General features: G+C 66.7%; 25 protein-coding genes and 1 pseudogene. 6 read left to right on the plus strand and 20 right to left on the minus strand.

What is annotated here, in order from left to right; genetic code table 11:
- Window positions 1-245: 245 nt before the first annotated feature.
- The 3 genes and pseudogenes from MWU77_RS22080 to MWU77_RS22090 all read right to left on the minus strand — a co-directional run.
- A pseudogene (locus tag MWU77_RS22080) lies at window positions 246-1903 on the minus strand (peroxidase family protein); the annotation flags it as partial.
- A gap of 275 nt (window positions 1904-2178) precedes the next feature.
- A complete protein-coding gene (locus tag MWU77_RS22085) occupies window positions 2179-3225 on the minus strand; it encodes a hypothetical protein (protein WP_247274781.1) in 1047 nt (348 codons plus the stop codon).
- A gap of 990 nt (window positions 3226-4215) precedes the next feature.
- Window positions 4216-5454: an MFS transporter gene (locus MWU77_RS22090; RefSeq protein WP_169690224.1), complete on the minus strand. Its 1239-nt coding sequence runs from the start codon at window positions 5452-5454 to the stop codon at window positions 4216-4218.
- A 98-nt stretch (window positions 5455-5552) separates the two neighbouring features.
- On the opposite strand from MWU77_RS22090, the gene MWU77_RS22095 reads away from it, so the two are divergent.
- A complete protein-coding gene (locus tag MWU77_RS22095) occupies window positions 5553-6197 on the plus strand; it encodes an ABATE domain-containing protein (RefSeq protein WP_169690223.1) in 645 nt (214 codons plus the stop codon).
- A 255-nt stretch (window positions 6198-6452) separates the two neighbouring features.
- Here MWU77_RS22095 and MWU77_RS24825 read toward each other — a convergent pair whose 3' ends face one another.
- The 5 genes from MWU77_RS24825 to MWU77_RS24830 all read right to left on the minus strand — a co-directional run bounded on the left by MWU77_RS24825 (window position 6453) and on the right by MWU77_RS24830 (window position 8364).
- Window positions 6453-6578 carry a hypothetical protein gene (locus MWU77_RS24825; protein ID WP_277352052.1) on the minus strand — a complete coding sequence of 42 codons (126 nt, stop codon included), beginning with the start codon at window positions 6576-6578 and terminating at the stop codon, window positions 6453-6455.
- 625 nt (window positions 6579-7203) lie between these two features.
- Window positions 7204-7533: a hypothetical protein gene (locus tag MWU77_RS22100; protein WP_247274782.1), complete on the minus strand. Its 330-nt coding sequence runs from the start codon at window positions 7531-7533 to the stop codon at window positions 7204-7206.
- A gap of 45 nt (window positions 7534-7578) precedes the next feature.
- Entirely contained in the window at window positions 7579-7776 is a 198-nt protein-coding gene (locus tag MWU77_RS22105; RefSeq protein WP_247274783.1) for a hypothetical protein, read from the minus strand.
- Complete coding sequence (locus MWU77_RS22110) at window positions 7752-7895, minus strand: hypothetical protein (RefSeq protein ID WP_169690221.1); 144 nt, start codon at window positions 7893-7895, stop codon at window positions 7752-7754. Before MWU77_RS22110 ends, MWU77_RS22105 begins: the two co-directional genes overlap by 25 nt.
- A gap of 346 nt (window positions 7896-8241) precedes the next feature.
- Window positions 8242-8364, minus strand: a complete 123-nt coding sequence (locus tag MWU77_RS24830; protein WP_277352051.1) for a hypothetical protein — start codon at window positions 8362-8364, stop codon at window positions 8242-8244.
- 272 nt (window positions 8365-8636) lie between these two features.
- Here MWU77_RS24830 and MWU77_RS22115 point away from each other — a divergent pair, with 272 nt between their 5' ends.
- Complete coding sequence (locus tag MWU77_RS22115; RefSeq protein ID WP_169690220.1) at window positions 8637-9248, plus strand: hypothetical protein; 612 nt, start codon at window positions 8637-8639, stop codon at window positions 9246-9248.
- Window positions 9249-9306: 58 nt separating this feature from the next.
- On the opposite strand, the gene MWU77_RS22120 is transcribed toward MWU77_RS22115, so the two are convergent.
- The 3 genes from MWU77_RS22120 to MWU77_RS22130 are packed head-to-tail and all read right to left on the minus strand — an operon-like array spanning window position 9307 to window position 11705.
- Entirely contained in the window at window positions 9307-10434 is a 1128-nt protein-coding gene (locus tag MWU77_RS22120; RefSeq protein ID WP_169690219.1) for a flotillin family protein, read from the minus strand.
- A 34-nt stretch (window positions 10435-10468) separates the two neighbouring features.
- Window positions 10469-10714, minus strand: coding sequence for a hypothetical protein (locus MWU77_RS22125; protein WP_169690218.1), 246 nt, complete (start codon window positions 10712-10714; stop codon window positions 10469-10471).
- A gap of 7 nt (window positions 10715-10721) precedes the next feature.
- Entirely contained in the window at window positions 10722-11705 is a 984-nt protein-coding gene (locus MWU77_RS22130; RefSeq protein WP_169690217.1) for a 5'-3' exonuclease, read from the minus strand.
- A gap of 35 nt (window positions 11706-11740) precedes the next feature.
- On the opposite strand from MWU77_RS22130, the gene MWU77_RS22135 reads away from it, so the two are divergent.
- Window positions 11741-12871: a Xaa-Pro peptidase family protein gene (locus tag MWU77_RS22135; RefSeq protein WP_247274784.1), complete on the plus strand. Its 1131-nt coding sequence runs from the start codon at window positions 11741-11743 to the stop codon at window positions 12869-12871.
- On the opposite strand, the gene MWU77_RS22140 is transcribed toward MWU77_RS22135, so the two are convergent.
- From MWU77_RS22140 to MWU77_RS22160, 5 genes are read right to left on the minus strand one after another with little or no spacing between them, the layout of a single operon-like run.
- Window positions 12831-13748 (minus strand): STM4011 family radical SAM protein, encoded by a 918-nt coding sequence (locus MWU77_RS22140; protein ID WP_247274785.1) that lies wholly within the window; start codon window positions 13746-13748, stop codon window positions 12831-12833. The two genes, MWU77_RS22135 and MWU77_RS22140, sit on opposite strands and share 41 nt — an antisense overlap.
- Window positions 13745-15115, minus strand: a complete 1371-nt coding sequence (locus tag MWU77_RS22145) for an STM4012 family radical SAM protein (protein ID WP_247274786.1) — start codon at window positions 15113-15115, stop codon at window positions 13745-13747. Before MWU77_RS22145 ends, MWU77_RS22140 begins: the two co-directional genes overlap by 4 nt.
- Entirely contained in the window at window positions 15112-15969 is an 858-nt protein-coding gene (locus tag MWU77_RS22150) for an STM4013/SEN3800 family hydrolase (RefSeq protein WP_247274787.1), read from the minus strand. The genes MWU77_RS22145 and MWU77_RS22150 overlap by 4 nt, the downstream gene beginning before the upstream one ends.
- Window positions 15966-17117 (minus strand): STM4014 family protein, encoded by a 1152-nt coding sequence (locus tag MWU77_RS22155; protein ID WP_247274788.1) that lies wholly within the window; start codon window positions 17115-17117, stop codon window positions 15966-15968. Before MWU77_RS22155 ends, MWU77_RS22150 begins: the two co-directional genes overlap by 4 nt.
- Entirely contained in the window at window positions 17114-18058 is a 945-nt protein-coding gene (locus tag MWU77_RS22160; protein WP_247274789.1) for a hypothetical protein, read from the minus strand. Before MWU77_RS22160 ends, MWU77_RS22155 begins: the two co-directional genes overlap by 4 nt.
- A gap of 106 nt (window positions 18059-18164) precedes the next feature.
- Between MWU77_RS22160 and MWU77_RS22165 the strand changes: the two genes are divergently transcribed.
- Window positions 18165-18929, plus strand: coding sequence for an SDR family NAD(P)-dependent oxidoreductase (locus MWU77_RS22165; protein ID WP_247274790.1), 765 nt, complete (start codon window positions 18165-18167; stop codon window positions 18927-18929).
- A gap of 78 nt (window positions 18930-19007) precedes the next feature.
- Here the strand turns inward: MWU77_RS22165 and MWU77_RS22170 are convergent, their stop codons facing one another.
- On the minus strand, window positions 19008-19160 hold the full coding sequence (locus tag MWU77_RS22170) for a cold shock domain-containing protein (protein WP_247274791.1): 153 nt from the start codon (window positions 19158-19160) through the stop codon (window positions 19008-19010).
- Window positions 19161-19461: 301 nt separating this feature from the next.
- Window positions 19462-19911, minus strand: coding sequence for a redox-sensitive transcriptional activator SoxR (gene soxR / locus MWU77_RS22175; protein WP_169690209.1), 450 nt, complete (start codon window positions 19909-19911; stop codon window positions 19462-19464).
- Between the two features lie 1792 nt (window positions 19912-21703).
- On the opposite strand from soxR, the gene MWU77_RS22180 reads away from it, so the two are divergent.
- Window positions 21704-22096, plus strand: coding sequence for a hypothetical protein (locus tag MWU77_RS22180; RefSeq protein WP_169690208.1), 393 nt, complete (start codon window positions 21704-21706; stop codon window positions 22094-22096).
- Window positions 22093-22842 (plus strand): RES domain-containing protein, encoded by a 750-nt coding sequence (locus MWU77_RS22185; protein WP_169690207.1) that lies wholly within the window; start codon window positions 22093-22095, stop codon window positions 22840-22842. The genes MWU77_RS22180 and MWU77_RS22185 overlap by 4 nt, the downstream gene beginning before the upstream one ends.
- A gap of 90 nt (window positions 22843-22932) precedes the next feature.
- Here the strand turns inward: MWU77_RS22185 and MWU77_RS22190 are convergent, their stop codons facing one another.
- Both MWU77_RS22190 and MWU77_RS22195 read right to left on the minus strand, forming a co-directional pair.
- Complete coding sequence (locus tag MWU77_RS22190; RefSeq protein ID WP_206040417.1) at window positions 22933-23181, minus strand: hypothetical protein; 249 nt, start codon at window positions 23179-23181, stop codon at window positions 22933-22935.
- A 1356-nt stretch (window positions 23182-24537) separates the two neighbouring features.
- On the minus strand, window positions 24538-24779 hold a 242-nt coding region (locus MWU77_RS22195), incomplete at its 5' end, for a transposase (protein ID WP_247274792.1).

Here is a 24779-nt window from a genome sequence, read left to right on the forward strand (position 1 = left end):
CCGGGGTCAGCGTGAAGTACCGGAACAACTCCTCACGACTGATCTCCGGGAACTCCCGAAGTCGCGGCAACTCCTCGCTCCCGAATACCCGCGTCGCCGCGAACCCCAGCCTCCCAAAACGCCGACCAACCTCATCGGCAGCCGAGCCGAGCGCCAACCATCCAGGTCCGCAGCCCGAACCGAGATCACCGCCGACCAGGCACTACGCGAACCTCGTTGGTTTGCGCCATTACTCCCGGGACCCCGATACCGCGCAGCTGTGAGTGCGATCCGAAGACGAGATCGACGGCGGTCACGTCCCTCGTAGACGTGCTCCTCGCTGGTCGAGGGGGACCATTCGATACCCATGTCCGTGATGGTCACGAAGAAATCGGTGGTCAACATTCCGGGTCGGTCCGTCAGCACACCGTGGGACGCTCCGCCGTGATCGGTGTCGATCACGCGCATTCCACCGAGGACGATGAGGTCGGCGAGGGAGACCTTCGTGTCCCTGCTCTGCCGGTCGTCGAGTTCCTGCCGGATCCGGTCGAGCACCACGATGACCTCCGCCACGGCGGCCGGTTCGTTGACCTCCCAATCTTTCTGCGGCGCGAGGCATAGGCGAGCTCCGTTGACGCCGCCGCGCTTGTCGGTGCCGCGGTAGCTCGCCGCGGCCGCCCACGCCGTGGTGACCAGTTGCCGGATCGACAGACCCGAGTGGAGGATCATCTGCTTCAACGCGGCGATCTCGTTGTCGCCGACGAACTGGTGATCGACTGCGGGCATCGGGGTCCTGCCACACTTGTGCTTCGGGGATCCGCGGGCCCAGATAGCGAGTGATCGGCCCCATGTCGCGGTGCAGCAGTTTGTACGAGGCCTTACCGAATTCTGTGTCGAGTTCCTCGGGATGATCGAGCCAGCGGCGGGTGATCGGACCGTAGATCTCGTCGAAGCGCAACGAGAGATCGGTGGTGAGCATCACCGGCGGGTGCCGTTGCGACGGGTCGTGCGCATCGGGCACCGCGTCGGCCGCGGCCCCGTCCTTCGAAATCGACTGGAACCGTGGTTTTCTCCCACTCGTAGCGGTAGAGGGTTTCGAGGAAGGAGTTGTCCCAGGCGGTGGGGCGGGGTCCAGGTACCTTCCAGACCGCTGGTGATCGCGTCACCACCGACCCCGGTGCCGTAGGCACGTTTCCAGCCGAGGCCCTGCTGTTCGATGGGGGCGGCTTCGGGTTCGGGGCCGACCAGGTCTGCGGGGCCCGCGCCGTGTGTCTTGCCGACGATCAACGCGGCGGTCTCGATGTCGTTCATTGCCATCCGCCCGAATGTTTCGCGGATATCGACGGCCGCGGCGATCGGGTCCGGGTGCCGTTGGGGCCTTCGGGATTGACGTAGATCAGTCCCATCTGCACCGCGCCCAGCGGGCCGGCCAGTTCCCGTTCGCCGCTGTAGCGTTCGTCGCCGAGCCAGGTGTCCTCCGGACCCCAGTACAACACCTCGTCCGGCTCCCAGATGTCCTCGCGGCCGAACCCGAAGGTCGTGAAACCCATCGATTCGTAGGCGCAGTTACCGGCGAAGATGATCAGGTCGGCCCAGGAGATCTTCCTGCCGTACTTCTTCTTGATCGGCCACAGCAACCGTCGCGCCTTGTCGAGACTGGCGTTGTCCGGCCAGCTGTTGAGCGGCGCGAGTCGCTGTGCGCCCTGGCCACCACGGTTGCGACGTCGTCATCACCTCGACGATGTCCCGTTCGAGTGCATCGACGTCGAGGGACGCGAACTCGGTCGGATAGTCGAATTCCACACCCATCGGGTTGGTCGCGGGAGACTGCGGACGGAGCACTCAGATCGAGTTGGTCGGGCCACCAGTCACGGACCGTGCGGGGCCGGTGCGCTGTCGGTGTGGGGGACGCGATCGCCGGGATTTCGTTTTCGCTCTTGGACACGGTGCCATTCCTTCCGGTGTTCGGTGAATGGGACGGTGCTCACGGAGAGCTTCGGTGAACGCGGGGCCGCCCGTGCCGAGTTGGCTCGCGCGGCCATGAAATGCGCCGCGGTCGATGGCCCGTGAGCGGGTCACCTCTCCATGATGACCCTGTCCTGGGGACGGGGTCCAGACCTCGCGGGGCCCCCACGCCTCGGGGCATCGTCACCGAAAATGCTCGGACATCCGTGCTGCGAGCAGCTGTCCGGCCGGGTCCTAATCCGAGGGATCGTGTTCGTCCGGGGACTGTGCGGTGGCCGCGCGCAGGCGGATGAGTTCCGCGCGGTTCGTCTCGGCGTCGGCTCGGAAGGCTGACAGTTCGGCGCGCAGCGCAGTGACCTCGGTGCGCAGTTCGTCGCCGCGGTCGCGGGCGGCGGTTTCTGCGGCACGCGCAGTGGCGGAGGTGACGCGTGCGTCTTCGAGCGCGTCACGGAGCTCGGCGACGCGGGTCCGTTCGAGACCGAGGTCGGATTCGAGGCGGTCGATGGTCGCGGCGTGCCGGTCGGTGTCTGCGCGGGCGCGTTCGGCTGCGGTCTCGGCGCGGGAGAGCCGGTCTCGCTGTTCACCGATCTCGGTACGAAGCCGGTCGCGTTCGCTTGTCGCCGCGTCGAGGTGGTCACGCTGCGTGGCGATCGTCGCGTGCAGGCCGTCGACGTTCTGTTCGTACTCGGCGATCGCGGCGGCGTGCTCGTCTCGGTGCCGGCGCAGGACATCGGCGTGCTCTTCATGGAGTCGCGTCAGTTCGTCATGATGCGCGGATTCGAGCGTGCGGATCTGCTCGTCGTGCGCGAGGCGCGCGTCGGACAGTTCGCGGTCGACGGCCTCGACGGCTGCGTCGGCGTTGTCGCGGTCCTCGGTGGCCTGCGTGAGTTGTTCTTTGAGGCGGGCGATCTTCGCGTCGGCGTCGGCTTTGACTTTGGCGAGTTCGGTGGCGGTCCGGTGCAGTTGTGCGTCGAGCGCCGCGGGGTCGGTGAGTTTGTCGAGGGCCGCGGTGATCTGGGTGGCGACGGCGGTGTGCTGCTCGATGCTCGCCGCGGTGAGGGTGCGCAGTGCGGTGACCGCGGCGGTGAGGTTCGCTGACGCCTCGATCGGTGTGGCGGGGTCGGTGAGTCCGGCGAGTTGTTCGGCTTCCTTGCGGCGCCGTGCGCGTTCGCGGTGGGCGCGGACCCGGTCGGCGGGGGAGTCGTATTTCCGGGGTCGGCCGACGCGCGGTTTTTCGGCTTCTGTGCTTGCTGCGGCGTCCGCATTTGTCGTATCGCTCATTCGACTCCCTTTCGACCTTCTCCGATCACGAATAAGCGTACATGAGATGAAACGTAACCTGAAATGAAACGTTATTAAACATCAAAGTACCAGTTTAAAGTGCATCAATAGGTCGAGAGTCGTTGATTATTCGCTGTTTCGTTACATCAGAGATGTTCATATGCACAATCACGCATGGATAGGTCTGATCGTCATAATCCCCACTTATGACGATCAGGATTTCGGCGGGGCCGAAAACTGCGCACCCCTCGGGGGAGGGCCTTTCGGCGGGGCCGCGACGCACCGCCGACCGCGCATCCAGGGGTTGCGGACTGGCAGAGACCGTTTTTCGGTAGTCGGTATGCGATCCGGTTGAGAGTGGTTCGTCACTGGCCGTGGTCGCCGGGGGCGTAGCGGTTCCAGGTGCCGCCTGTTCGGCGAGGGGCCGGTGGGCGGTGGTGTCCGGTGAGCACGCGCAGGGCACCGTTGTCGGTGCGGCAGACTCGACAGGCGCCAGGCAAGGGCGGGTTTTCCTCTTGCGTGGCGGTCGGCGGGTCCGGTAGGGCCGTGTGCGGCGGGCGGGCGAGCAAGGGGCGCGCGGGAGCGGGAACCTCGGGAAGGACGTCGGTGGCCCCGGAGGATGTCGACGACGCCGCAGTGTTGCGGTGGGTCAATGAGCCACTTCCCGGCGAGGTAGATGTGATGGCACTGGTATTGCGCAGTAGCAGGAGTCGCTTTGTGTCGACGCCCCATGCGCAGTCGGCTCTGCCGAGTTGAGCTCCCGTGACTTCCAGCCATCTCCGGGCACTCTGGATATCGGAAAGTTGGTCGATGTGCTTGACCAGGTACGCATCCATCCCGGCGTTGCCCTCGGGGGAGGATCATCTGCACGCCAGCTGGGCGGGTGCGTTGCGGAGCACTATTGATATCCGGCCAGTCCGAGACAGAGGCCCGCGCCCACTGTGGCCGAGCAAAGGCACAGCGGGCGCGGGTGAGCTCGACAGTAGGAGTTCAGTTCGGCTGCAACGTCGGCTCAAGCGCCGCTGCTCGCCGCTCGCGGATGAACCACGTCAAGACGGTCGAGGCGAGCAGGACGGCAGCACCGCTTAGGAACGGCGTACGGTAACTGCCGGTCGCGTCATGGAGCACGCCACCGATCAGCACGCCGAGAGCGGCGAACAGCTGGTGGATCAGCCAGGCCGAGCCGAGGATCCCGCCCATGGCAGTACCCCCGAAGCGATCGGCAATCAATCCGGTGGTCAGCGGGATCACCGGGAACGAGGACAATCCGAAGAGAACAACCGCGAGCAGAAGGAACTGGCCGGTGCCGGCAAAGGCGAGCACGAGGAAGCCCACGATGCGGACCAGGTGCAATACCAGCAGGGGGCGGCGCTTGCCCCATAGTTTGGCTGCCCATTGACCGGTGGCCCACATCGAGGCCGCGCTACACACTGCCACCAGTGCCATCAACCATCCGCCGGCAGAGGCCCCGAGTCCCAGCTCCACGGCCAGTTTGGGCATGTGGGTGGTGAACATGTACAGCGAGTAACCGCACCCCGCGAAACTGAGGGCGATCAGCCAGAATTGCGGATCTGCCAGTGCATGCCGAAGACTGGCGGCAGCCGGCGTCGGAGCGGGGGCCTCCTGCGCGTCCAGTCCGATGTCGCCCGGGCTGTTCCGGGCGCCGAACCAAATCGTCGGAGCGACGACAGCGAGCATCACGCACCCGAGAATCGCGAACGCGGCTTGCCATCCGAACGCCGAGATCAGTACTCCCGCGAGCGGCAGAAGAAGAAGTTGGCCTGCGTTGATTCCCATCGAACTGATCGCCAGTGCCTGAGGACGCCGGCGAACGTGCCATCGCGTCACCAGGACTGATGCGGGCATCGAACTGCATCCGGCGAATCCGATCGCGACGACGACTCCGAAGAGGAGAACGAACTGCCAGAACTCGGTGATGGTCGCGAGAAGAAGGTATGCCAGACCCATCAGCGCGGCACTGACGGCCATCACCGCTCGTGGCCCCGACCGGTCGATCAGCCGGCCCATGACCGGTTGGGCCAGCCCCCACATGAGGGTGCTCGCTGCGACGGTGCCGCTCGTGGCTGCGAGTGACCAACCGAAGTGCCCCATCAGCGGTGGAATGAATTGGCCGATCGCCAGATTCAGTCCGAACGCGCCGGTCAACGATATGAACGCCACCGCGGTAATGCGTGTACTCCAGCTGCTGCGCAGCACGAACCCATCCATGAATCCCCCTCAGCTAATGGTTAAGTTTAGTTTTTCCGTTAGTTCAGATATCGCAACACGAGAACTAACGCAAGTCAAACGCAGATACCATTAGGTCTATGACGCGACATCCCACATCCTCCTCGAGATCCACTACGGCCGTGCCGCTGAGCGGGGAACCACTCGCCCTGGAGTTGGTGAACACCACCTACATCGACGGAGGCCGTCGCGGGCATCGCGTCGACGCACTGACCACCACCGATCAGCTCACTGCCTGGGTGGCCGCACATGCCAACCAGCTCAGCCGCGAACTACCTCCCGCCCTTGCCGAACAGGCGTGCACTCCGCGCACCCACGAGCAGTTCCTCTCGCTGCGCGAAGCGCTGCGCAGCTGTCTGCAATCCGTTACTGACGATTCGGTGCCCAGCAGCGACTCCTTCAAGGCCATCAACGAGTTCAGCCGCTACAGTGCATCCCGCCTGGAAATCTCACCTGGGAACCCTGTGGTGGTGACTCGGCACTGGGAAGTCGACGATCCGTGGCTGATTGCGCTCGGTGAGGTCGCGTCCGACGCGTGCAGTCTGCTGATGCCGGATCGGATCGGTTCAGTGCGGGCATGCCCCGCCCCGGGGTGCATCCTCTTCTTCGTCAAGTCCCATCCCCGCCGAGAATGGTGCTCACCGGTGTGCGGAAACCGCGCCAGAGTGGCACGACACGCCCGCACCGGTAGCCGTAGTACCCGAAAATCGGGCGGAAATGCCTGAGCGCACTTCGCCGGTCTGTGGAACCGCGCAGGTGTAGCCGGCGTCCGGGCGGGCGGAAGGTTGTGGGCGAGCACTGTTCGGCGAACCGCGCGACTGTTCATTCGAGACCGAAAACGGTCCGTCGTCGTGGGATTCCGGTAGTAATCGCGACAAACCGGCGGATTACCAGGTCGGGCTAGCGTAGCCACCAGGGTTCCGGACTGGCAGAGACCCTTATTCGAGTAGTCGGTAGTCGATCGGGTTGAGAGCGGTTCGTCACTGGCCGTGGTCGCCGGGGGCGTAGCGGTTCCAGGTGCCGCCTGCCTGGGCGAGGTGCCGGTGGGCGGTGGTGTAGTGGATGCCGAGGGCGTCGGGGACCACCGGGGCAGGTGCTGGGAGCACGAGTTGGCGGACCGCGACGACGCGGCCGCCGCCGATGCTGGGGGGGTGCCGTTCTTCGCGGTCTGCTTGCCCAGCGTCTCGGGTCTGAGCGGCTGGCCGGCGCGGCGTCCAGGGAACAGCCAGCGAGAGTTCGGGTTCGTCGCGGTGCGCATGTTCGTGCGTTGGTCGATCAGGCTCAGCAGGAGCCCGGCGAAGGGTTCGGGAACCGGGGTCGGTGGTACGCCGAAGCGGATCAGGACAGTGTCGCCGGTGGTGAGGATGTCGTCGATGGTGAGCCGGACGATTCGGCTCAGGGGCTGGCCGTAGAGCAGCAGCAAGATCACCGCGACTCGGACGCGGAGGTCGATCTGCTTGTCGACGGCCGGCAACGCACCGCAGCCCATGAGCAGTTCCCACAGGTGAGCGGCGGCATGCCAGGGTTCGAGTACGCCGGGCGGATCGGCTCGGAAGTGGCCGAGGGTGAACGTGCACCAGGTGTCGAGGTCGTCGGCGCGTGTCCAGGGCGCGGTCCGGCCTGGTCGGCTTCAGCGACGACCGCGACCACGTCGATGCCGGCGGACGGTGGTGCCGCGCCGAAGCGCGTCCATGCGGGCGGTGTGGGCATGCGCCCATTGGGCGCGAAGGGTCAGAACGGGGTCGTCGTCGGGTGCTCCCTCATCTCGGCCTCGATCATCGCGCCCAGCTCGTCGGCCAGCGGATCGTGCCTGCCGTTCGGGGTCGGCTGGTTGTCCTCCATCCGCTGCTGGATCAGCGACCACGCCAGGACCAGGAACCGCCCCGACCGTCCCGGCCACACCTGGTCGACGATCTTCTCCGCCAGCGGCGTCGGCTCCACCCACGGCGTCTTCCAGCGATCCGGATCCCGCGATTCGCGTGCCTGCTCGACCAGTCGCAGACTCTCCTGCTCGATCTGCTCCTGTACTTGCGTGACCCGCTGGTACACCTCGTCGGTCACCTGCGAGTACAGCTCCTCGGTCAGCACCCGCGAGCGTTGCCGCTCCTACGCCTGCCGCATCGACGAGACCACGGTCTCGTAGTCCGGTGTCAGACCCGGGTTGTCTAGCCGCCACTGGTCCAGCAGACCCCCGTGGCCGCCGTCCCCGACCGCTTCCTCCACCATCTGTGTCAGCCGGGCTGCCTCCTGCCAGATCAGGCTCTCGCGCTGCTCTGGTGTCAGGTCGGGTCCATCCCGACCCACTCGCCCCAGATCCGCGTCACTTCGCTGTGGATCCTCAGATCGGCGTTGCTCTGCTCTTCCATCGCGTCATCCTCCCTGAAACCAAAAAGTGCTGCTTGATCGTCGTTCTGCCGGGCCATGACCCTCCCCTTGATGCTCGGCTGCCGCCGATGACTCCGTTGGTGCACCACCGACCCTGGTGAGTGCCCCCGCTGCGGCCGTTCGCGTTGTCGAGCATCGTTTCATGCCTCCTTCGTGGTGGTCCGTCAGCGGTCCATGCCGCGGTCGCGGTCACGACGCGGGCCAGTATCGGGGGCATGTCGCCCGGTTCTGTCCGACGCTTGTGGTCGTTGATCCGTTGCCGTGCAGCGTCTTCTTCCGCCAGTTTGTGCAGGGCGGCGTCCGTCGGTGTCGGCCTGCTGGACGCCGTTGGTGCCGAGTCGTGGGTACCTGCCGCCATAGCAGCTGATCTGTGCGGGTCTTTGCTCACCTCCCGTAGGAGCCGATCGCATCCGGATCGACTCGAAACTGCTCGGCCAGCCGCAGAACCGCTGACTGTGGTGTGGAGGTCACGTCATCGGGTACGAAACCCAGCCACGGCAGCGTCACCGGGCGACAGTAAGGCCCAGTCAGTCGACGAACGCCGCGACGGCCGGGCAACGGGTTCTTGCGCAGGCCCGGATTCCGCGCGAGGACGGTCGGGCTTGGGCGACGGCGACCGGCGCAGCCGGTTCGTGTGGAGAACCGGACGACCTCGCCGACGAGATGGGCATCGGATCACGGGGCTCGATGCCGCCAAGCAGACGAGGGCATCACATCGGTAGCAACGCGCGGAGCCCGCCCGTCCCGAGATAGCGGCCCGCCGCCGCTATGCTCACGGCGTGGCACTTCTGTATGCAGCCGAATTATCGCCCACCAAGCCGGAACTGATCGCCGCCTGGCTGCCGTCCGCCGCCTACTACCCGGGAACGGACCCGGTGCTCGAGCAGGTCGGCGCGTACCGCTTCGACGATCCCGACGGTGAAGTCGGGATCGAAATCCATCTGGTACGCGACGCGGACGGGTCCGTCTACCAAGTACCGCTGACCTATCGTGGGGCACCGCTGCCTACAGCGCGGCCGGTGGGCGAGATGGAGCATTCGGTGCTCGGTCACCGCTACATCTACGACGCCACAACCGACCCCGTCTACGTCGAGCAATTACTTGCCACCATCGACGGTGCCGGACGTGAAGCCGCCCAGTTTCTGCACGTCGACGGCACAGCACCGCGGAAGGTCGACAACACTGTGCGTGCCCGGGGCACCGGGTCCGGGTCGGGGGCCGTTCCGACGGTCACCGAGGTACGGACAACCACTACCGGAACCGACACGGTGATCGAGGCAGGAGATACGACTGTGGTGGTGCACCACCATCCGGTTGACACCGAACCGACAGGTCCCGCGCTACTCGGTGAATGGGACACCGGCCGAGCGCTTCTCGCGCACATCCGATAGCCGAGATGCCGGAGCACGGGCGGCAGGAGCCGCACCGTGTCACCGGAGTACTGCCGTGTCAGCCGGCGATCTCGTGCAGACCCGACTGCTCGTCGTCGTTGTCGCCGTTCAGGATGCCCTTCTGCAGCGCTCCGAACACGGCCAGGCCCTGACCGACCATGCCGGAAATGGTGTCATTGACACCTTCCTGACCGTTGAGGATGGTCAGATTGGAGTTGGCCAGGCCCTTCGCGGCGGCCTCCACGATGAGCGGCAACTGCTCGATCAGCGTCTGATCCAGTGCGACACGCCCGTTGGAAGCGGCGGCCTCAGCCAGGATCCGGATCTCCTCGGCCTTCGCCTTGGCCAGGATCTCGGTCTCGCGGGCCTTCGCCTCGGCCGGCTTGATGACCTCGCTCTGCAGTTGCTTCTCCCGCAGCGCCGCCTGTTTGACGGCCAGTTCCGACTGCGCCTCGAGGACCTCACGCTGAGCGGTAGCCTGCGCGAGCGGTCCGGCCTGTGCGGCCTCTGCCTTGGCGCGGTCGGTCTCGGCCTGGATCTCCGATTCCTTGATTGCGGTTTCGCGTGTGTACTCGGCCTGCCGCCGTCGCGATTCCTGCTGTGCTTCAGCGGCGGCCCGATCTGCTTCTGCCTGCGCGATCTTCGCCTCTCGCTCGACCTGCGCGAGGTGCGGTGCGCGCAACGAATCGATGTACCCGGAGCCGCAGTCGTCGATGGACCGGATCTGCATCGAATCCACGATCAGACCCATCCGTCCCATCTCCACATTGGAGCTGTCGAGCACCTGGGAGGCGAGGACTTCACGCTGACGGATGATCTGTTCGACTGTCATCGAACCGATGATGGATCGCAGGTGACCGGCGAAGATCTCCCCGACGGTGCCGGCCATCGCACCTTTCTGCGAAGACAGGAAGCGCTGTGCGGCGTTGACGATCGATTCGTTGTCGTTGCCCACTTTGAATGCGACCACCGCGCTGACCGACAGTTCCACGCCCTGGGTGGTCACACAGGTTTCCTTGATGAGGGCCTCGTGCAGGTCGAGTGACAGGATGTCGGCTTTCCGCAGGACCGGGATCACGAACGCACCCTGACCGGTGACCACACGAAATGGCGCCCCGTCTCCTCCGCGGTTTCCGCCGGAGATGAGCAGGGCCTCGTTGGGTGCGGGCACTCGATAGCCGAACATTCGGACTCCTCTGTGTTGGGTGCTGCTGTGTCAACTACTGTTGGGTCTTTTCTGTCTCACTGGCGACACTCAGGTCCAGCCACGGCTCGACATCGAGCGCGCGGCCACCACGGTCGGCGACCACCAGGACGGTGGACATCCCCGGCAGCGGCTGCGTGGACCACGCGGTGTAGGTTTCGCGGCCACCACGGATCGGCAACTCCACCTGCCCGGGCCCGTCGGTACCGCGGGTGGCCAGCGTGAGTCGTCCGATCTTCCCGATCGGATTCTGGTCGGTCATGCGCGCGCTACTGTCCGGCGAGGGCTGCGGTGAGCGACCCTACGGCCCGTTCCACACCCCACCGCTGCGCGAGCGCGGTCAACGCGTCCGGATCGGCCGGCGACGACGGCAACTCGTCGGACTTGGAACACTGCACCGGCGCGTCGGTGGCGACCCGCACCACCGGCATCGCCACGTCCAGATAGTCGGACGCGGCGGCGAGCTTGCTGCGCACGCCTTTCGCGAGCGACGTCGACTCGTCGAGCGCTGCCGCGCGCACCGCGGCGAGCGACCCGTACTGCATCAGCAATCCGGACGCGGTCTTGTCCCCGATACCTTTGACGCCGGGCAACCCGTCCGACGGGTCGCCGCGCAGCACCGCGAGTTCGGCGTAGCCTGCGCCAGGCCGGTCCAGGGGAACTCCGTACTTCTCCGCGACCAACGCCGGATCGTACAACTCGGCTTTCGCCAGGCCCCGACCCACATACAGCACCCGCACGGGCACGGGGGTGTCGGTGACGACCTGCAGCAGATCGCGGTCGCCGCTGACCACCACCACCGGGTCGGTGCGTTCGGTCGCGGCGAGGGTACCCATCACGTCGTCGGCTTCGAAACCGTCGGCGCCGCCGGTGGCGATGCCTGCGGCAGCGAGAATGTCGAGGATCACCGGGACCTGCCGGCTCAGCGCGGGCGGGACGTCTTCGACGGTGCCGTCGAGAGAGTCGGCGGCGACGCGGTGCGCCTTGTAGCTGGGCACCGCCGCAACCCGAAAGGCGGGCCGCCAATCCAGATCCAGGCAGGCGACCATCCGGGTGGGGCGTTGGCGGCGAATCAACGTCGCGACCATGTCGACGAACCCGCGGATCGCATTGATGGGGGTGCCGTCGGGGCCGGTGAGAGAATCGGGCACGCCGTAGAACGCGCGGAACCACAGGCCGGCGCTGTCGAGCAGCATCAACGACGGTGCCCCGGTGGGCGGCGCGGAAGTGTCGGGTTCGGTCACGGACCTCATCCTGCCATCTGGGCACGGGCATTAGGCTCGACGACATGAGCACCCCTGAGTCCCGCTTCCCCGCCGTCCGCTACGGAGCCCGACTCCGCCGCGCCGCCGAACTCGGTGCCGCCGCCGGACTCGATGCGCTCCTGATCACCCCCGGCCCCGACCTGCGCTATCTGATCGGGTCCCGCGCCGAATCGTTCGAACGCCTCACAGCCCTGGTGATTCCCACCGACGGGTCGACCGCCGCGGTGGTCGTGCCGCGCCTGGAACTGGCCTCGCTGAACGAGTCCGCTGTCACCGAACTCGCGCTGCCGGTACGCGACTGGGTGGACGGGCAGAACCCGTACGCACTCGTCGCAGAATTCGTTCCCGCCGGGGGGAAGGTCGCTGTGGCCGACGCGATGCCGGCGCTGCATCTGGTGCCGATCGCCGCGACGTTCGAGCACGTCCCGGTCCTCGCGACACCGGTGATCCGGGATCTGCGCATGATCAAGGACAGCGACGAGATCGAGGCGCTGCGCCGCGCCGGAGCCGCCATCGACCGCGTGCACGCCCGAATGGGGGAATGGCTGCGCCCGGGCCGCACCGAAGCGCAGGTCGCCGCGGACATCTCCGCCGCGATCATCGCCGAAGGCCACACCGACGCCGCGTTCGTGATCGTCGGGTCGGGTCCGCACGGCGCCGACCCGCACCACGAGGTCTCCGACCGGGTCATCACCACCGGGGACATCGTGGTCATCGACATCGGCGGTCCGGTCGAACCGGGCTACAACTCCGATTCGACCCGCACCTACAGCATCGGTACCCCGGATGCCGCTGCCGCTGAGAAGATCGCGGTGCTCGAGGCCGCACAGCAGGCCGCCGTCGATGCCGTGAAGCCGGGGGCACGTGCCGAGGACATCGACGCCGCAGCACGTGATCTGCTCGCCGCCGAGGGACTCGCCGAGGTTTTCGTGCACCGCACCGGGCACGGCATCGGTCTGTCGGTGCACGAAGAGCCGTACATCGTCAACGGCAACACCGAACCGCTGCAGGCGGGCATGGCGTTCAGCGTCGAACCGGGCATCTACTTCCGCGGCGAATGGGGCGCCCGCATCGAGGACATCGTCATCGTCACCGACGACGGCTGCGAGCCGGTCAATCGGCGCCCGCACGGGCTGACGGTGCTGCCGGGCTGAGCGGTAACCGCCGGCCGGCGGGGATGCGTTCGACGATGCCGCCGGCGAACACCTCGTAGAGCGGCAGTGTCTCGAGATGCACATACCCGATGTGACAGTCGCACACCGCATTCGGACACACCCGCGGCCGCAACGCCGGAAGATACGAACCGTCGTAGAGGTTGCCGAGCGGCGCCGCCACAAAATGGCAGCGCCGCACCAGCCCGTCACCGTCGACGCTGATCACGCTCTCCCCGGTGCGGCACGGCAGACCCGCGGACGGGTGCGCATGCGCCGAGTACTCGAACAACGGATCGAGCGCGGTCCACACCGCCGCTTCCTGCGCGCTGTAACCGCGGCCTTCCTCGGCGTTGACCCACAGGTAGGTGGCCTCCGGTAGCGCCGCGCGCAGCGCGCGGGCGGACTCGAGATTGTCGGCGAGCCCGACGATGCCCACCGAATGCCGGATCCCCATCGCGTCGAGTTCGACGGTACGCGCCACGAATTTCTCGAGGGTGGTTTCACCGGGATGGTAGGTGCACCACAGGGCGAGCCGGTTCGGGTCGGCGTCCGCGAGCCAGCCGGTGCGGCACGACAGATTGGTCTGCACCGCGACAGTCCCCACATGCGGCAGATGCGACAGCGTCACCAGCGAGTCCCGATACCACGAGCGGGTCAGGGCTTCGCCCCACGGGGTGAACAGGATCGACAGCTGCCGATGCTGCTGCGGATTGCGGGTGACCCAGTCGACGAACCTGGCGAGCGCGGCCCGGTCTGCGCGGAGCGTGGCGGGACTGTCACGACGCTTGGCGAACGGGCAATAGGGACAGTCGTAGTTGCAGCTGGCGAGCGGACCGCGATAGAGGATCGTCAACTCGGGTGCGGCCGAGTCCGTCATCGGATCACAGCCGTGGCCATCGCCGCACGGACCGACGTCGACACCAGCCACGGCCCGATGACGTCGGAATGCGCGAGCCCGTCATCGGTCAATCGGATCCAGGTCCCGCCCCCGGGATCAGGCCGATGGGTGGACCACCCACGAGCGGTCAGGGCACCGAGTTCCGGAATGTCGACGAGCGGGTCGGTGCCGAACCGCCCGGTGTAATCGGCGGTGCGCATCCCCTCGGTGCGCAGCAAGGTCTTGATCAGCCAGCGGCGGCGCTGTTCCTGATCGTCGAGACGGGCTCCGACGGTGGCAGCGGTGAAATCGGTGGTGGCGCTGTACTCGTCGAGGATGGTGCGCACCGCGGGGATCCCGACGGCGTAGTCGAACGAGTAATGCAGTGTGTCGGTGTAGGAGCGGGCACCGCAGCCGAGCCCGATCATGCCGTCGTTCTGGCAGCAGTAGTCGGTGTCGTCGCCGGGCACATCGGCGCGACGGAACTGCCGCATGGAATGCTGGCGATACCCGGCGGCGGTGAGCGCGGCGACGCCCTGCCGATACAGCCCGAGGCGGCGGGCGTCCCAATCCGGATCCCGCAGCGCCTCGTCGCCGGCGCGGCGACCGAGCCCGGTCAGCGGCCGCACATACAGTGGATACAGGTAGATCTCCTCGGGGCGCCGCGCGAGCGCCGTGTCCAGCGAATACTGCCAGGTGTCGGGGGTCTGCCCGTCGATGCCGTAGATCAAATCGAGGTTGACGACAGGAAACCGACCGTCCTGCAGCCGGTCGAGGGCGGCGTCGACGTCGGTGCGGTGTTGGGGGCGGCCCGCCGCGTGCGCTTCGCGGTCGAGGAAGCTCTGGACGCCCATGCTGACGCGGTGCACCCCGCGCTCGGCGAGCACCGTGAGCCGATCTTCGGTGGCCGTGGCCGGGGAGGTCTCCACCCCGATCGGCATAGAGGGAAGTTCCGGAGCGAACCCGGTGAGGATGTCGAACAGGTCGTCGAGTTCTGCCGGTTCGAGATAGGTGGGGGTGCCGCCACCAATTGCGGCCGAGGCGAAGTGAGCGGCGCGTCCCGTCGCGTCGAGTTCGGCGCGCACCTGCTGGGCCTGACGACGCAGTGCCTGCAGATAGTCGGAGACCCGCTCCGCGGGTGGGCGGGCGGTGGTGAACAGATTGCAGAAACCGCAGCGCATCTCGCAGAACGGGACGTGGGCATAGAGAAACAGCGACGACAGGTCCTGTCGCGCCCACACGTCACGCAGCCGCGGCGACGGGTCGAGGGGACGGTAGGCACTCTTGTGCGGATAGGCGTACAGATACCCCTGGTACGGGGACGCGTCGAGGTCTATGTGGTCGAGGTCTATCTGACTGTCGTTCATGCGGCGGCTCCGGAGGTGAGGTGCGGCAGGACGGTGTGCGCGTACGGCACGGTCCACACGCACTCGTGGGCGAGGCGATGCCCGTGGCGGTCGTCGTCGCCGTACGCAGTGCCGTGATCGGAGCACACGATCAGGAACACCGGACGGGGACCCGCCGTGAGCATCCTGGTCAGACGCGGAATCCGCGAATCGACGTACCGCAACGCCGCGGCGTGACTTTCCAGGGTGTCGGGGCGCCGCGTCTCGGGGGTACTCGCGATGCCGTCGAGATAGAAGTGGTTGGGCTGGTGCAGCGCCGCCACGTTGACGAACACGAACCGGGGGCGCGGATCGTCCACGGCGAGGCGTGTGTCGAGCGCGTCGAGTTGATGATCGAAGCTGTCGGGGTCGGCGACCCCGGTGGCCTCGGACCAGTGACTTTCCTCGAACAGGTCGGGCAGCACCGAACCCAACGCGGTCTGCCGGTTGAAGAACCCCACCCCGCCGAGACACACGGTGCGGTAACCGGCAGCGGCGAGGGCCTCGACGACGGTGGCCTCGCCGAACAGCCAGGTACCCGACCCCAGGAGATCTTCGGTGTGGCCGGGGAACTCCGCGGCGAACAACCGCTCGTGGTCGTCGCCGTCGGCCGGGGTGGGCAAGAACCCGGCGAAGAACGCCTGATGGGCGGGGAAAGTGAACGTTGCGGGAGTATGACGCTGCTCCCACCGCCCACCGGGGAGCAGCGCGGCGAGGTTCGGGGTGCGGCCAGCGGCCAGTTCGGTGTCGGCGACGTCGAAACGCAACGTGTCGAGGGTGACGAACACGATGTCGTGGGTGCCGACGACATCGCGGAACGCGGGGATCTGGGTCATGCGGTGAGTACTCCGGTCAGGCTGTGGATCTGGGCGTCGTAGGTGTCGTGGTCGGGGCGGTGGAGGCCGGGCAGATTCGGCAACAGATCACCGAAGGCATTGACCTCGGCAACCGCCACCGGGGTGGGCGCCGGCCCTGACGATCCGGCTCGCGCACCGACGAGCACGTCGACACCGACGGTGTGCATGCCGGGAAAACACCGGGCGGAGGCCTCGGCGACGTCGAGCACCCGCCGCCACCCCGCATCGCCGAGCACCACACACAGTGCCGCGAGATCCCCGCGTTCATTACCCAGATGCAGGTTCGTCACCGAGCCACGCGAGGTGCGCACCACCGCGTGCGTCGCGGTGCCGGCGACAACGAGGACCCGCACATCCGCGGCCCGGCCGCGCAGAACGAGTTTCGGAAACCACTGTTCGACGTGCAGTCGCTGCTCGGCGAGTGCATCGACGAGGGCGCCGACTTCTGTTTCACCGCGGAACGTGCCGGGCCGCAGGCTGTTGACGGGCCGTCCGTCGTGCCACTGCACCGGGCCGCGGGCGAGCACGTCCGCGCCCGCATGGTGGTTGCGCAGTTGCACGGCGAGTACCCCGGCCGCGGACGAGCCGTGAGCGGGCTTGACGAACACCCTGGTCCAGCCGCGTCTCCGCAGGCCGGCCCGCAGGTCGTCCCAGCCACGGATCGGGGCCCCGAGCGCGGCAGGCACCGGGACACCGGCGGCCTCCAGACGGGCGTGGCAGGCGGCTTTGTCGAAGAGCACCCCCAGGTCGGCGGGATCGGCGGTCAAGCGGGCACCGGCCGCGGTGGCCGCATCGCCGAGCGCGGCGGTGGCTGTGCTGAACCCCCGATACCAGGCGGGACCGGCGGTGATCGCACCGCGGGGTGCGCAGTCGGGGGCGCCGCGCAGCAGCCGGTCGACGACCGGGTCGTCGCCGGGGGAGTCGATCCGCACCAGAGCCGGAGCTGCCGGTGCGGCCAGGGCTGCGGCGAGCACCGCACCCGCCCTGGACGGCCCGTCCGCGAGGACTGTGCGCCAACTCAACACCTGCGGTGCCCGGTGACCCGCCCGGCGGCACGCCGCGGCAAGCAACGTCGTGCGGCGACCGCCCGGATTCCCAACCAGCAGCAGCTGCGGTAGGGAAGTCATTCGGAGACAGCGGTATACAGATAGACCTCGCCGCCGTGCTCTTCGGGTTCCTGCCGGTCGTCGGCCGAGATCTCCACGTGCGGGTGTGCCGCGCGCAGCCGCGACAACGCCTCGTCGGAGACGAAATGATGGTCGAGGATCAAGGTGCGCACTGCACCGAGATCAGCGCCGGCGAGCGTATCGGCTCCGGTGTCGGTCAGCGTCCCGTTCGACAGGTCGAGCACGGTGATGCGCTGCAGGACAGGCGCCTGTGCCAGGGCCGCGGGGATGCGATCGGCCAGCTCGCTGTTGCGCAACCCCAGCGTGGTCATCGCCGGGAACAGGGTGCCGGCAAGCAGGTCGGTGAGCGGATCGAGGTCGATAATGGCACCGTAATTGTCGACGCCGAGCCAGATCTCGAGGTCGGTGAGCGCGGGGGCGTCGATGGCGAGAAGTGGCTCGAGGTAGGTCTGTTGCAGTCCACCGGATTCGACGGTCAGCGACCGCAACCGGGGCAGGACCGGCGTGGCGAGGGGGACCGGCTCGCTGATGGTCGTCGAACTACCGCCGCGCAACTGGAGTGTCTCGAGATCAGGGAAAGCCGCGAGGACCGCTCCGAGATCCCCCCAGTCGATCCACGAGATCTCGCATTCCTCGAAGGTCATGTCGCCGACGAACAGATGCCGCACGGCCGGGAACGCCGCAAGCAGCGGCACCACCTTGTCCGTCGGCAGCGGATCACTGGCCTCCGTCCAACACCCGAACACCAGCGTGCTGATCTGTCCGGCCCACGGCTGACCGGCGAGAGACACCAGGTCGTCGACGAAACCGTCGTCGCCACGGTTCCAGTCGGTGGCGATCTTCCACGCGAACGCGCCCGGATCGGCGGGGGTCGGGATATCAGCGGAGTACTGCTGGACGGGTAGTCCGGCGAAGGTACTGGTAGGGGTGTCGATCGTCACCGGTGATGCTCCATTTCCGAGGGAGTGGGTCGGTCGAACTATGCGTCGGCACCCTACGACACGACCCCGACTCCTTTCCGACGGAGACGCGCGGCACACTGGAATCATGAGCAACACCACAGCCGGTTCCGCGGCGACAGGCCCCATCGTCATTTTCGGGGGACGCAGCGAAATCGGCACCGAGATCGCTGCACGGCTGGCGCCGGGGCGCATCGTCGTGCTGGCGGCGCGCCGCGCCGAGGACCTCGACGGGCCGGTTACGCAGGTGCTGGCGGCAGGAGCGGCGGCGGTGCACACCGTCGAGTTCGACGCCGACGCCCTCGAAACCCATGCAGCGGTGCTCGATTCGATCACCACCACGCACGGCCCGATCGACGTTGCGGTGCTGGCCTTCGGGATCCTCGGGGATCAGTCCCGCGCCGAAACCGATCCCGCGCACGCGGTCGCGGTCGTGCACACGGACTTCGTTGCCCAGGTCGGGTTGCTCACGGTGCTGGCGCAGCGGATGCGTGCGCAGGGCAGCGGACGCATCGTGGTGTTCTCGTCGGTCGCCGGGTGGCGGGTGCGCCGCGCGAACTATGTGTACGGATCGGCGAAAGCCGGATTGGACGGGTTTGCGTCCGGTCTGGCCGACGCCCTGCACGGTAGCGGCGTGTCGCTGCTGGTGGTGCGGCCCGGGTTCGTGATCGGCCGGATGACCGAGGGGATGAGCCCGGCACCGTTGTCGAGTACCCCACCTCAGGTGGCGGGCGCGACGGTGCGGGCGTTGCAGCGTGGTCGCGGTGAGGTGTGGGTGCCGGCGGTGTTGCGGCCGGTGTTCTTCGGGATGCGCTTGCTGCCGCGGGCGGTGTGGCGGCGGTTGCCGCGGTAGGGCCGGGTCGAGAGTACGATCCGCGATCGTTGGTGGTCGGCAGAATCCAGCTCCCCGAACTGAATTCAGGGCTACCGGTCACCGATCATTTTCGGCCTGGACGGGGCGTGCCTGCGTGGCCATGAATGCGAAGCCCTCCACCGGACCGCTCGTCTTCTGCCACTCGAAGTCGACCTCTTGGCCAGGGTCGAGCGCTCGGAATCCATCGATTTCGACTTCACTGAAATGCACCCAGCAGCCACCTGGAGTCTGCACACAGTCGATGGCTCCCCATCCGTCTTCTTTCCTTCAGAGTCGGACAACACCTCGTGAAGTCATCTCCCGATGATGCAGGAAACTGTGCCGGTCAGCGATCGCAGGGAGGACCCTTTCGCTGTTAGCGTCCTCGTCAGGGGTAAGAACCGAATATGGCAGGAAGGGGCCGCGGCCGGCCCACCGGAGGTCCCATCGTCGCGGTACACCTGGCAGGCCCGACACCCCATGGTGTCTATGACGGTGCCGTCCGTGGCGATCAGCAAAGCCGACCCGCCGCTCAGTCCCCCCGCACCGGAAGCCGACGAGGGCCCGGCCCCTCCTTCGCGAGGACGTCGCCGGGATTCGCCAACGGACAACTCTTCAGACTCAGGCATCCACATCCGATGCACCCCGAAAAATCGTCACGCAGCTCGGTCAACGCCTCGATCCGGCGGGTCAACTCGTCGTGCCACATCAGCGACAGACGCGCCCAATCCTCCGCAGTGGGGACCCGACTGTCGGGAAGCGAATCGAGGGCCTTCTTGATGTCTTCCAAGGACACACCGACCCCTTGCGCGATCCGGATGAACGCCACCCGACGCAACGTGTCGCGCCGATAGCGGCGCTGATTGCCGGAAGTGCGACGACTGTCGATCAGCCCTCGGGACTCGTAGTAATGCAGTGTCGACACCGCGACACCAGAACGCTCCGACAACTGCCCGGGTGTCAGCCACACTCCAGCAGTCATCAGAGCCTTCCTACGTAGGGCAATGCACGTGCCGATCCGGTGTGCTGCACAGTACCGAAACCTCGCTCTCGCAGCACGGAACGGGTGGCACCCCGACGCAACCCGCCCGCCCGATCGTTCAGCGACGGCCACGATAGAAGCCCCGAATGTCCTCGGCGAGCAGCCCAGTCTCCAGATGCGCCGCGTAATGACCACCCGGCGCGTCGTACAGATTCCACGACACGATGTTCCGGTGATCCCGCTCGGCGAACTTGCGCACCCCGTGAAATCGCCCGCAAACCCCGCGACGCCGATCGGCACCTCCGTGGGCCCCACCTCATCCGCCGCCTGCGCATCCTCGAAATACATACGGATTGCCGAGCCAGCCGTAGTCGTCAACCAGTAGAGCGCCACATCGGTCAGAACGAACTCGTCATCGAGCCGTCGCCCGTCCATCGCATCGTCATACATCAACTGCAGATGCCAACCCAACACACCCGCAGGTGAATCCGCCAACGCATACGCGAGAGTCTGCGGCTGCGGCGAGTGCCGACTCCACTTCTATTCTGTTGCGCTGGTTGGAAGACCCCACCAGCCGCGACTTCGAACTCGACGAACTTGCCCTGATCACCGCACACACTGGCAGCGAGTGGGAATCCACGCGGACAACCATGGAGACCCATGTGTTGCCGCGAACGTCAGGTTCATCCAGGTCGCCCGGTCTCAACGCCACACCACGATCGACGGCGGAGGCATCGTCATTCTCGACGACACCAGGAATCCGACGCGCCTGTATCTCGAAGGGGCATACACGCTTTGGGACGATTTGACCGAGGCAGGAACTGTCGCTCAGGTCTCCGGCGCTAGGCCCTGCTCCCTTCGCACGAAGGGAGCGGCACTGGACCCGGTGATCGCGAGGATCACCCGTGGTCAGCCCTACCGTCACGGATCGGTTTCGAGGAAAACGAACTCGGGCGCGCCGCGGAGGACACACTGCACAACACCGACCTGCGAACGGGGGAGTGCCCCCTCATCGAATGGGGCTGGGACCGTGCCGCCGCCAACGCCTACACCGAATCGGTCATCGGAACGACAATTGACCGCCCGGCCTGCACATTCTGCCCTTTCACCTTCTCGAATCGCTCCAGCAGTATCGCTGCCCTGAAACGGTACCGTGCAGAACCACACGTCGGCGCATCCGCACTGCTCATGGAGCGGATCGCGATCGCACTGAACCCCTACCCAGGGCATCGTCGCGGGCAAGCGGCTGATCGACCTGGTGCACGAGCACGGCCAACTCGGCTCGGTCCTCGACGCACTCGACGCCGATCTCGACCCGGGCGAACACGCCCTCTACGAGATTCGGCGCATCCTGCCGTCCCGCAAGACCGACCCGACGAATCTGGGCAACGCCGCACGCTCGGTCCGGATCCGCGGCCCGGTGTTCCCGACCGTCGAGCAGTTCTTCATTGTCGCCCCGCCCTCGCGCAGGAGAAGGAGCACGAGCGTTTCGATCAGTGGTGGGCTGACGCCCGCCGCGAGACCGTGCAGAGCGCCGTGGCGGCCTGACACCGGACGTGGCCGCGGAGAGCGAGACCGACGCGTGCGACGGGCTCGGCTCCCACCTCTTTCGGGTGCGGGGAGAGTGCGTGGGTCTTTGCGGGGCAGGTCCGATGACTCCTCTGTCCGGCGAGCCGCGGCAGAGGCCGGCGCTGGTGGATGCGTCTCGGGGATGTTCGGGCCTGTCGGCGGTGTCGGGAACGTGGACGGCATTGAGTGTGTGATTTACCATGTGATTAGGAGGTGGATTGCAATGACAACCGCACACCCACGACCCGACCTCGCCGCCTACAACGACGCCGCCCGTATGACCCAATCGGAGCTGGTCACAGCGCTGCGCGACCTGCTCGGGGCCAAGCTGGTCGCGTACCTCGGGAAGGTGAAGGAAACCCGGGCTGTCCGCCAGTGGGCCGAAGGCACCCGCACGATCAACAACGAGACCGACGTCGAACGCCTCCGCATCGCCTACCGTGCCGCCCGCCTGATCGCAGAACGCGACACCCCGGCCGTGGCGCAGACCTGGTTCCAGGGCTTGAACCCGATCCTCGACGACCGGCCGCCGGCGCTGCTGCTCCGCGAGGGTGATCTCCCCGACGTCGGCCCGAAGGTCCTCGCAGCGGCGCGCCAGTTCGCGGCGGTCGGATGAAAGCACCCGACCGAACTCTGATCCCGACCGCGCGCGGCGATGTCTGCTGCGCCCACGTCGAGGGAGCTGCCGCCTACCGTGTCGGCTACCCGCCGACCTCGTGGGAGTGGACACCGTGGGAGTTCGCCACCGACGGCCGCTTCACCGGACGCTGGGACGACCCGGCCGGGGTGTGGCGAACCCTGTACGTCGGCGCGACCCGCCTGTCCTGCTACCTCGAGGTCCTCGCCTACGCCCGCAAGAGCGAGGAACTGAGCGCAGCACTCGACGAGATCGTCGACAACGATGACGAGGACGAGTTCCCCACCATCGCTCCGGGCCGGGTCCCACGGTCGTGGATGTCAGCCCGGGTCACCGGCAGCGGCTCGATCACAGGATGGTTCGTCGTGCCCGGCGACGCCGAGTCCGTGGCCACCCTGCGGTCCACCTTCCGTCCCCACGCGATCCGGCACGGCCTCGTCGACCTCGACACCGCGGCGATCCGTGACGGCCGGCCGCGTGACCTCACCCAGGCGATCTCCCAGTGGATCAACTCGCTCACCGATCCGGACGGTGAACCGGTTGCCGGCATCCAGTTCGAATCTCGGCACGGTGACGGCCTGGTGCTCTGGGCGCTGTACGAGCGTCCCGGCGACGGGCCGGTCAGCAAGAACGTCATGGTGCTGGACTACGGATCCGTCGAAGAGCACGACCCCGACCTGGTCGAAGCGATGCGCCTGCACAACCTGGTCTGGGATGACGACTGAGCCGGGCTCTCGGCTGCGCGTGGTGGCGATATGACAATTCCCATCACCACACCGGATGTGCCCGCACTCGCGAGCGCGTCTCCGAGTGGCTCACAGATGTTCACCGAGCGCCTGCAGTCGAGTCTCTTCGATGTCGAGACGGCGCTGTGCTGCGTTGAGGGCCTTCGAACTGTAGGTTCCTCGACTCCGGGCCTCGAGGAGAGCAGCCCGCTCGGCCGCAATCGTGAGCAGCCTCAGCCGGACGTACTCTTCACACCGAGTGTCGTGTTCCGGGTCGGGGGTGGTACCGCGAGCCTCACGCTTGCCGATCAAGCTGTCGCTCCGACCCAGTTCGACCACATCCTGTTCGGCTCCGCCGGGGAGCGGCCAGTCCGAGTCGTTTCGAGAAGGCCGCGACCGAGACAATGCTGGCGACACCGATGATCGCGATCAAGGTCAGGTCCGTCCCACTATTTTCATAGGGCCATGCTCAGGCGCCGTCATGGCCCTGAGTCAGAGAGCACGCAGGGGAGTGGTGGAACGGACTCGGACGGCAGGCGGGCGGGCGGGCGGACAAGGCAGCCCTTGTGTTCACCTGTCGGGTGGTGTGGGGCAACGGCCGAAATCGGGCACGGTAGGTGACGGGGTCATGCCGCGAGTCGCGCACGGTGCACCGTCGTCATCGCCGCGTGCGATGCCACCGACCCGGAAACGGAATTGTCTCCGGAAACCTTGTTACACAGTGCATTTGATGGATAATGGTGATTATCCATCAAGATCGACTCGAGCGGGGTATAGGCGGCGCAGTGGGGGCGGGCCTACCGATTCTGCGCACCGACGCTCGACGACACGCGCAATCGACGTATCGGCATGCACAGCGACCGAGATGTCGAAGTGTGACGCCGTGCGACCGGCGCACACGCCGACGGGCCACACGCCGGAGACGAACCGGCCACCGGGTCGACGCGAAGCGCGGAGTTCATCGACGCCACTGAGTCCATTCCGGCAGGTTCGGAGGCCGGCCCTCACCGAAGAAGGCCGGGATGTCGCCCCGGGGCGGCACATGCCGTCCGCGGCCCCGAACCCACCCCGAGCAGCGGTCGGGTAGGCCCAGATTTCGACTACTTGACATAATGTAGATTATCGGCAAATTTGGCATACCGATTCACCTGGGGTTTTACACGTACTCGGCGGCCACACCGCACATCGACTTTCAACACGCGCATCGCACATCGCCTGACGACTTCGGCATCCGTCAGGCGCTCATCATGCGATTCGCCGACAGCCCAGCGGAAACAGCTTCTGGCGGGCAAGGTCGGTCGCCGGCGCCGCCGGGCATCCGACTTGCCGCCCCGTCGACTGCCTGTGTCCGCCTCGGTTTCGATCGACCTTGATCGATATCCTGTCCCCTCGCGCTGACCCACTCCCATTAAAACGTCACTGTGACGTTTTAATGGGAGTGTGTGTTCTTCCGCTTGTCCTGGCGGTCGCTACCAACTCAGCTTCGACTGGTGACTAACCGTCGGCGACACACCCTCCGGTAAGTGCATTCGCGTTCATGTGCACGCGATCGGAGCGCTCGCGGCGACAATTGGATATGCATGGGCACGGCACCATTGGGCGGCATTCACACCTCGGGCCGGATAGTGCCCCGTGGAGTGGTGGACTTCGGATCGGCTCGCGGTACGCGCGATGATCAACGAGTCTTGCTGAATACTATGCTGTTTCGTCCACACCGGTCAACGACAACACCGGTCCGGTAGCCTGCTGCTTCGCTGCGATCACCGCCCGGAGCTCATCCATACTCACATCCGAGACGTATCGGCGGGTGACCTGCCACTCGTCGTGTTGCTCGATCACCACCGCGGTCGCCAACCGCAGAAACGCAGCCGGATTCGGGAAGATCTCCACCACATCGGCTCGACGCTTGATCTCCTTGTTCAACCGCTCAATTGGAT

The organism is Rhodococcus sp. F64268 (assembly GCF_023015605.1).
In the GTDB taxonomy this organism is placed as follows: Bacteria; Actinomycetota; Actinomycetes; order Mycobacteriales; family Mycobacteriaceae; genus Rhodococcus.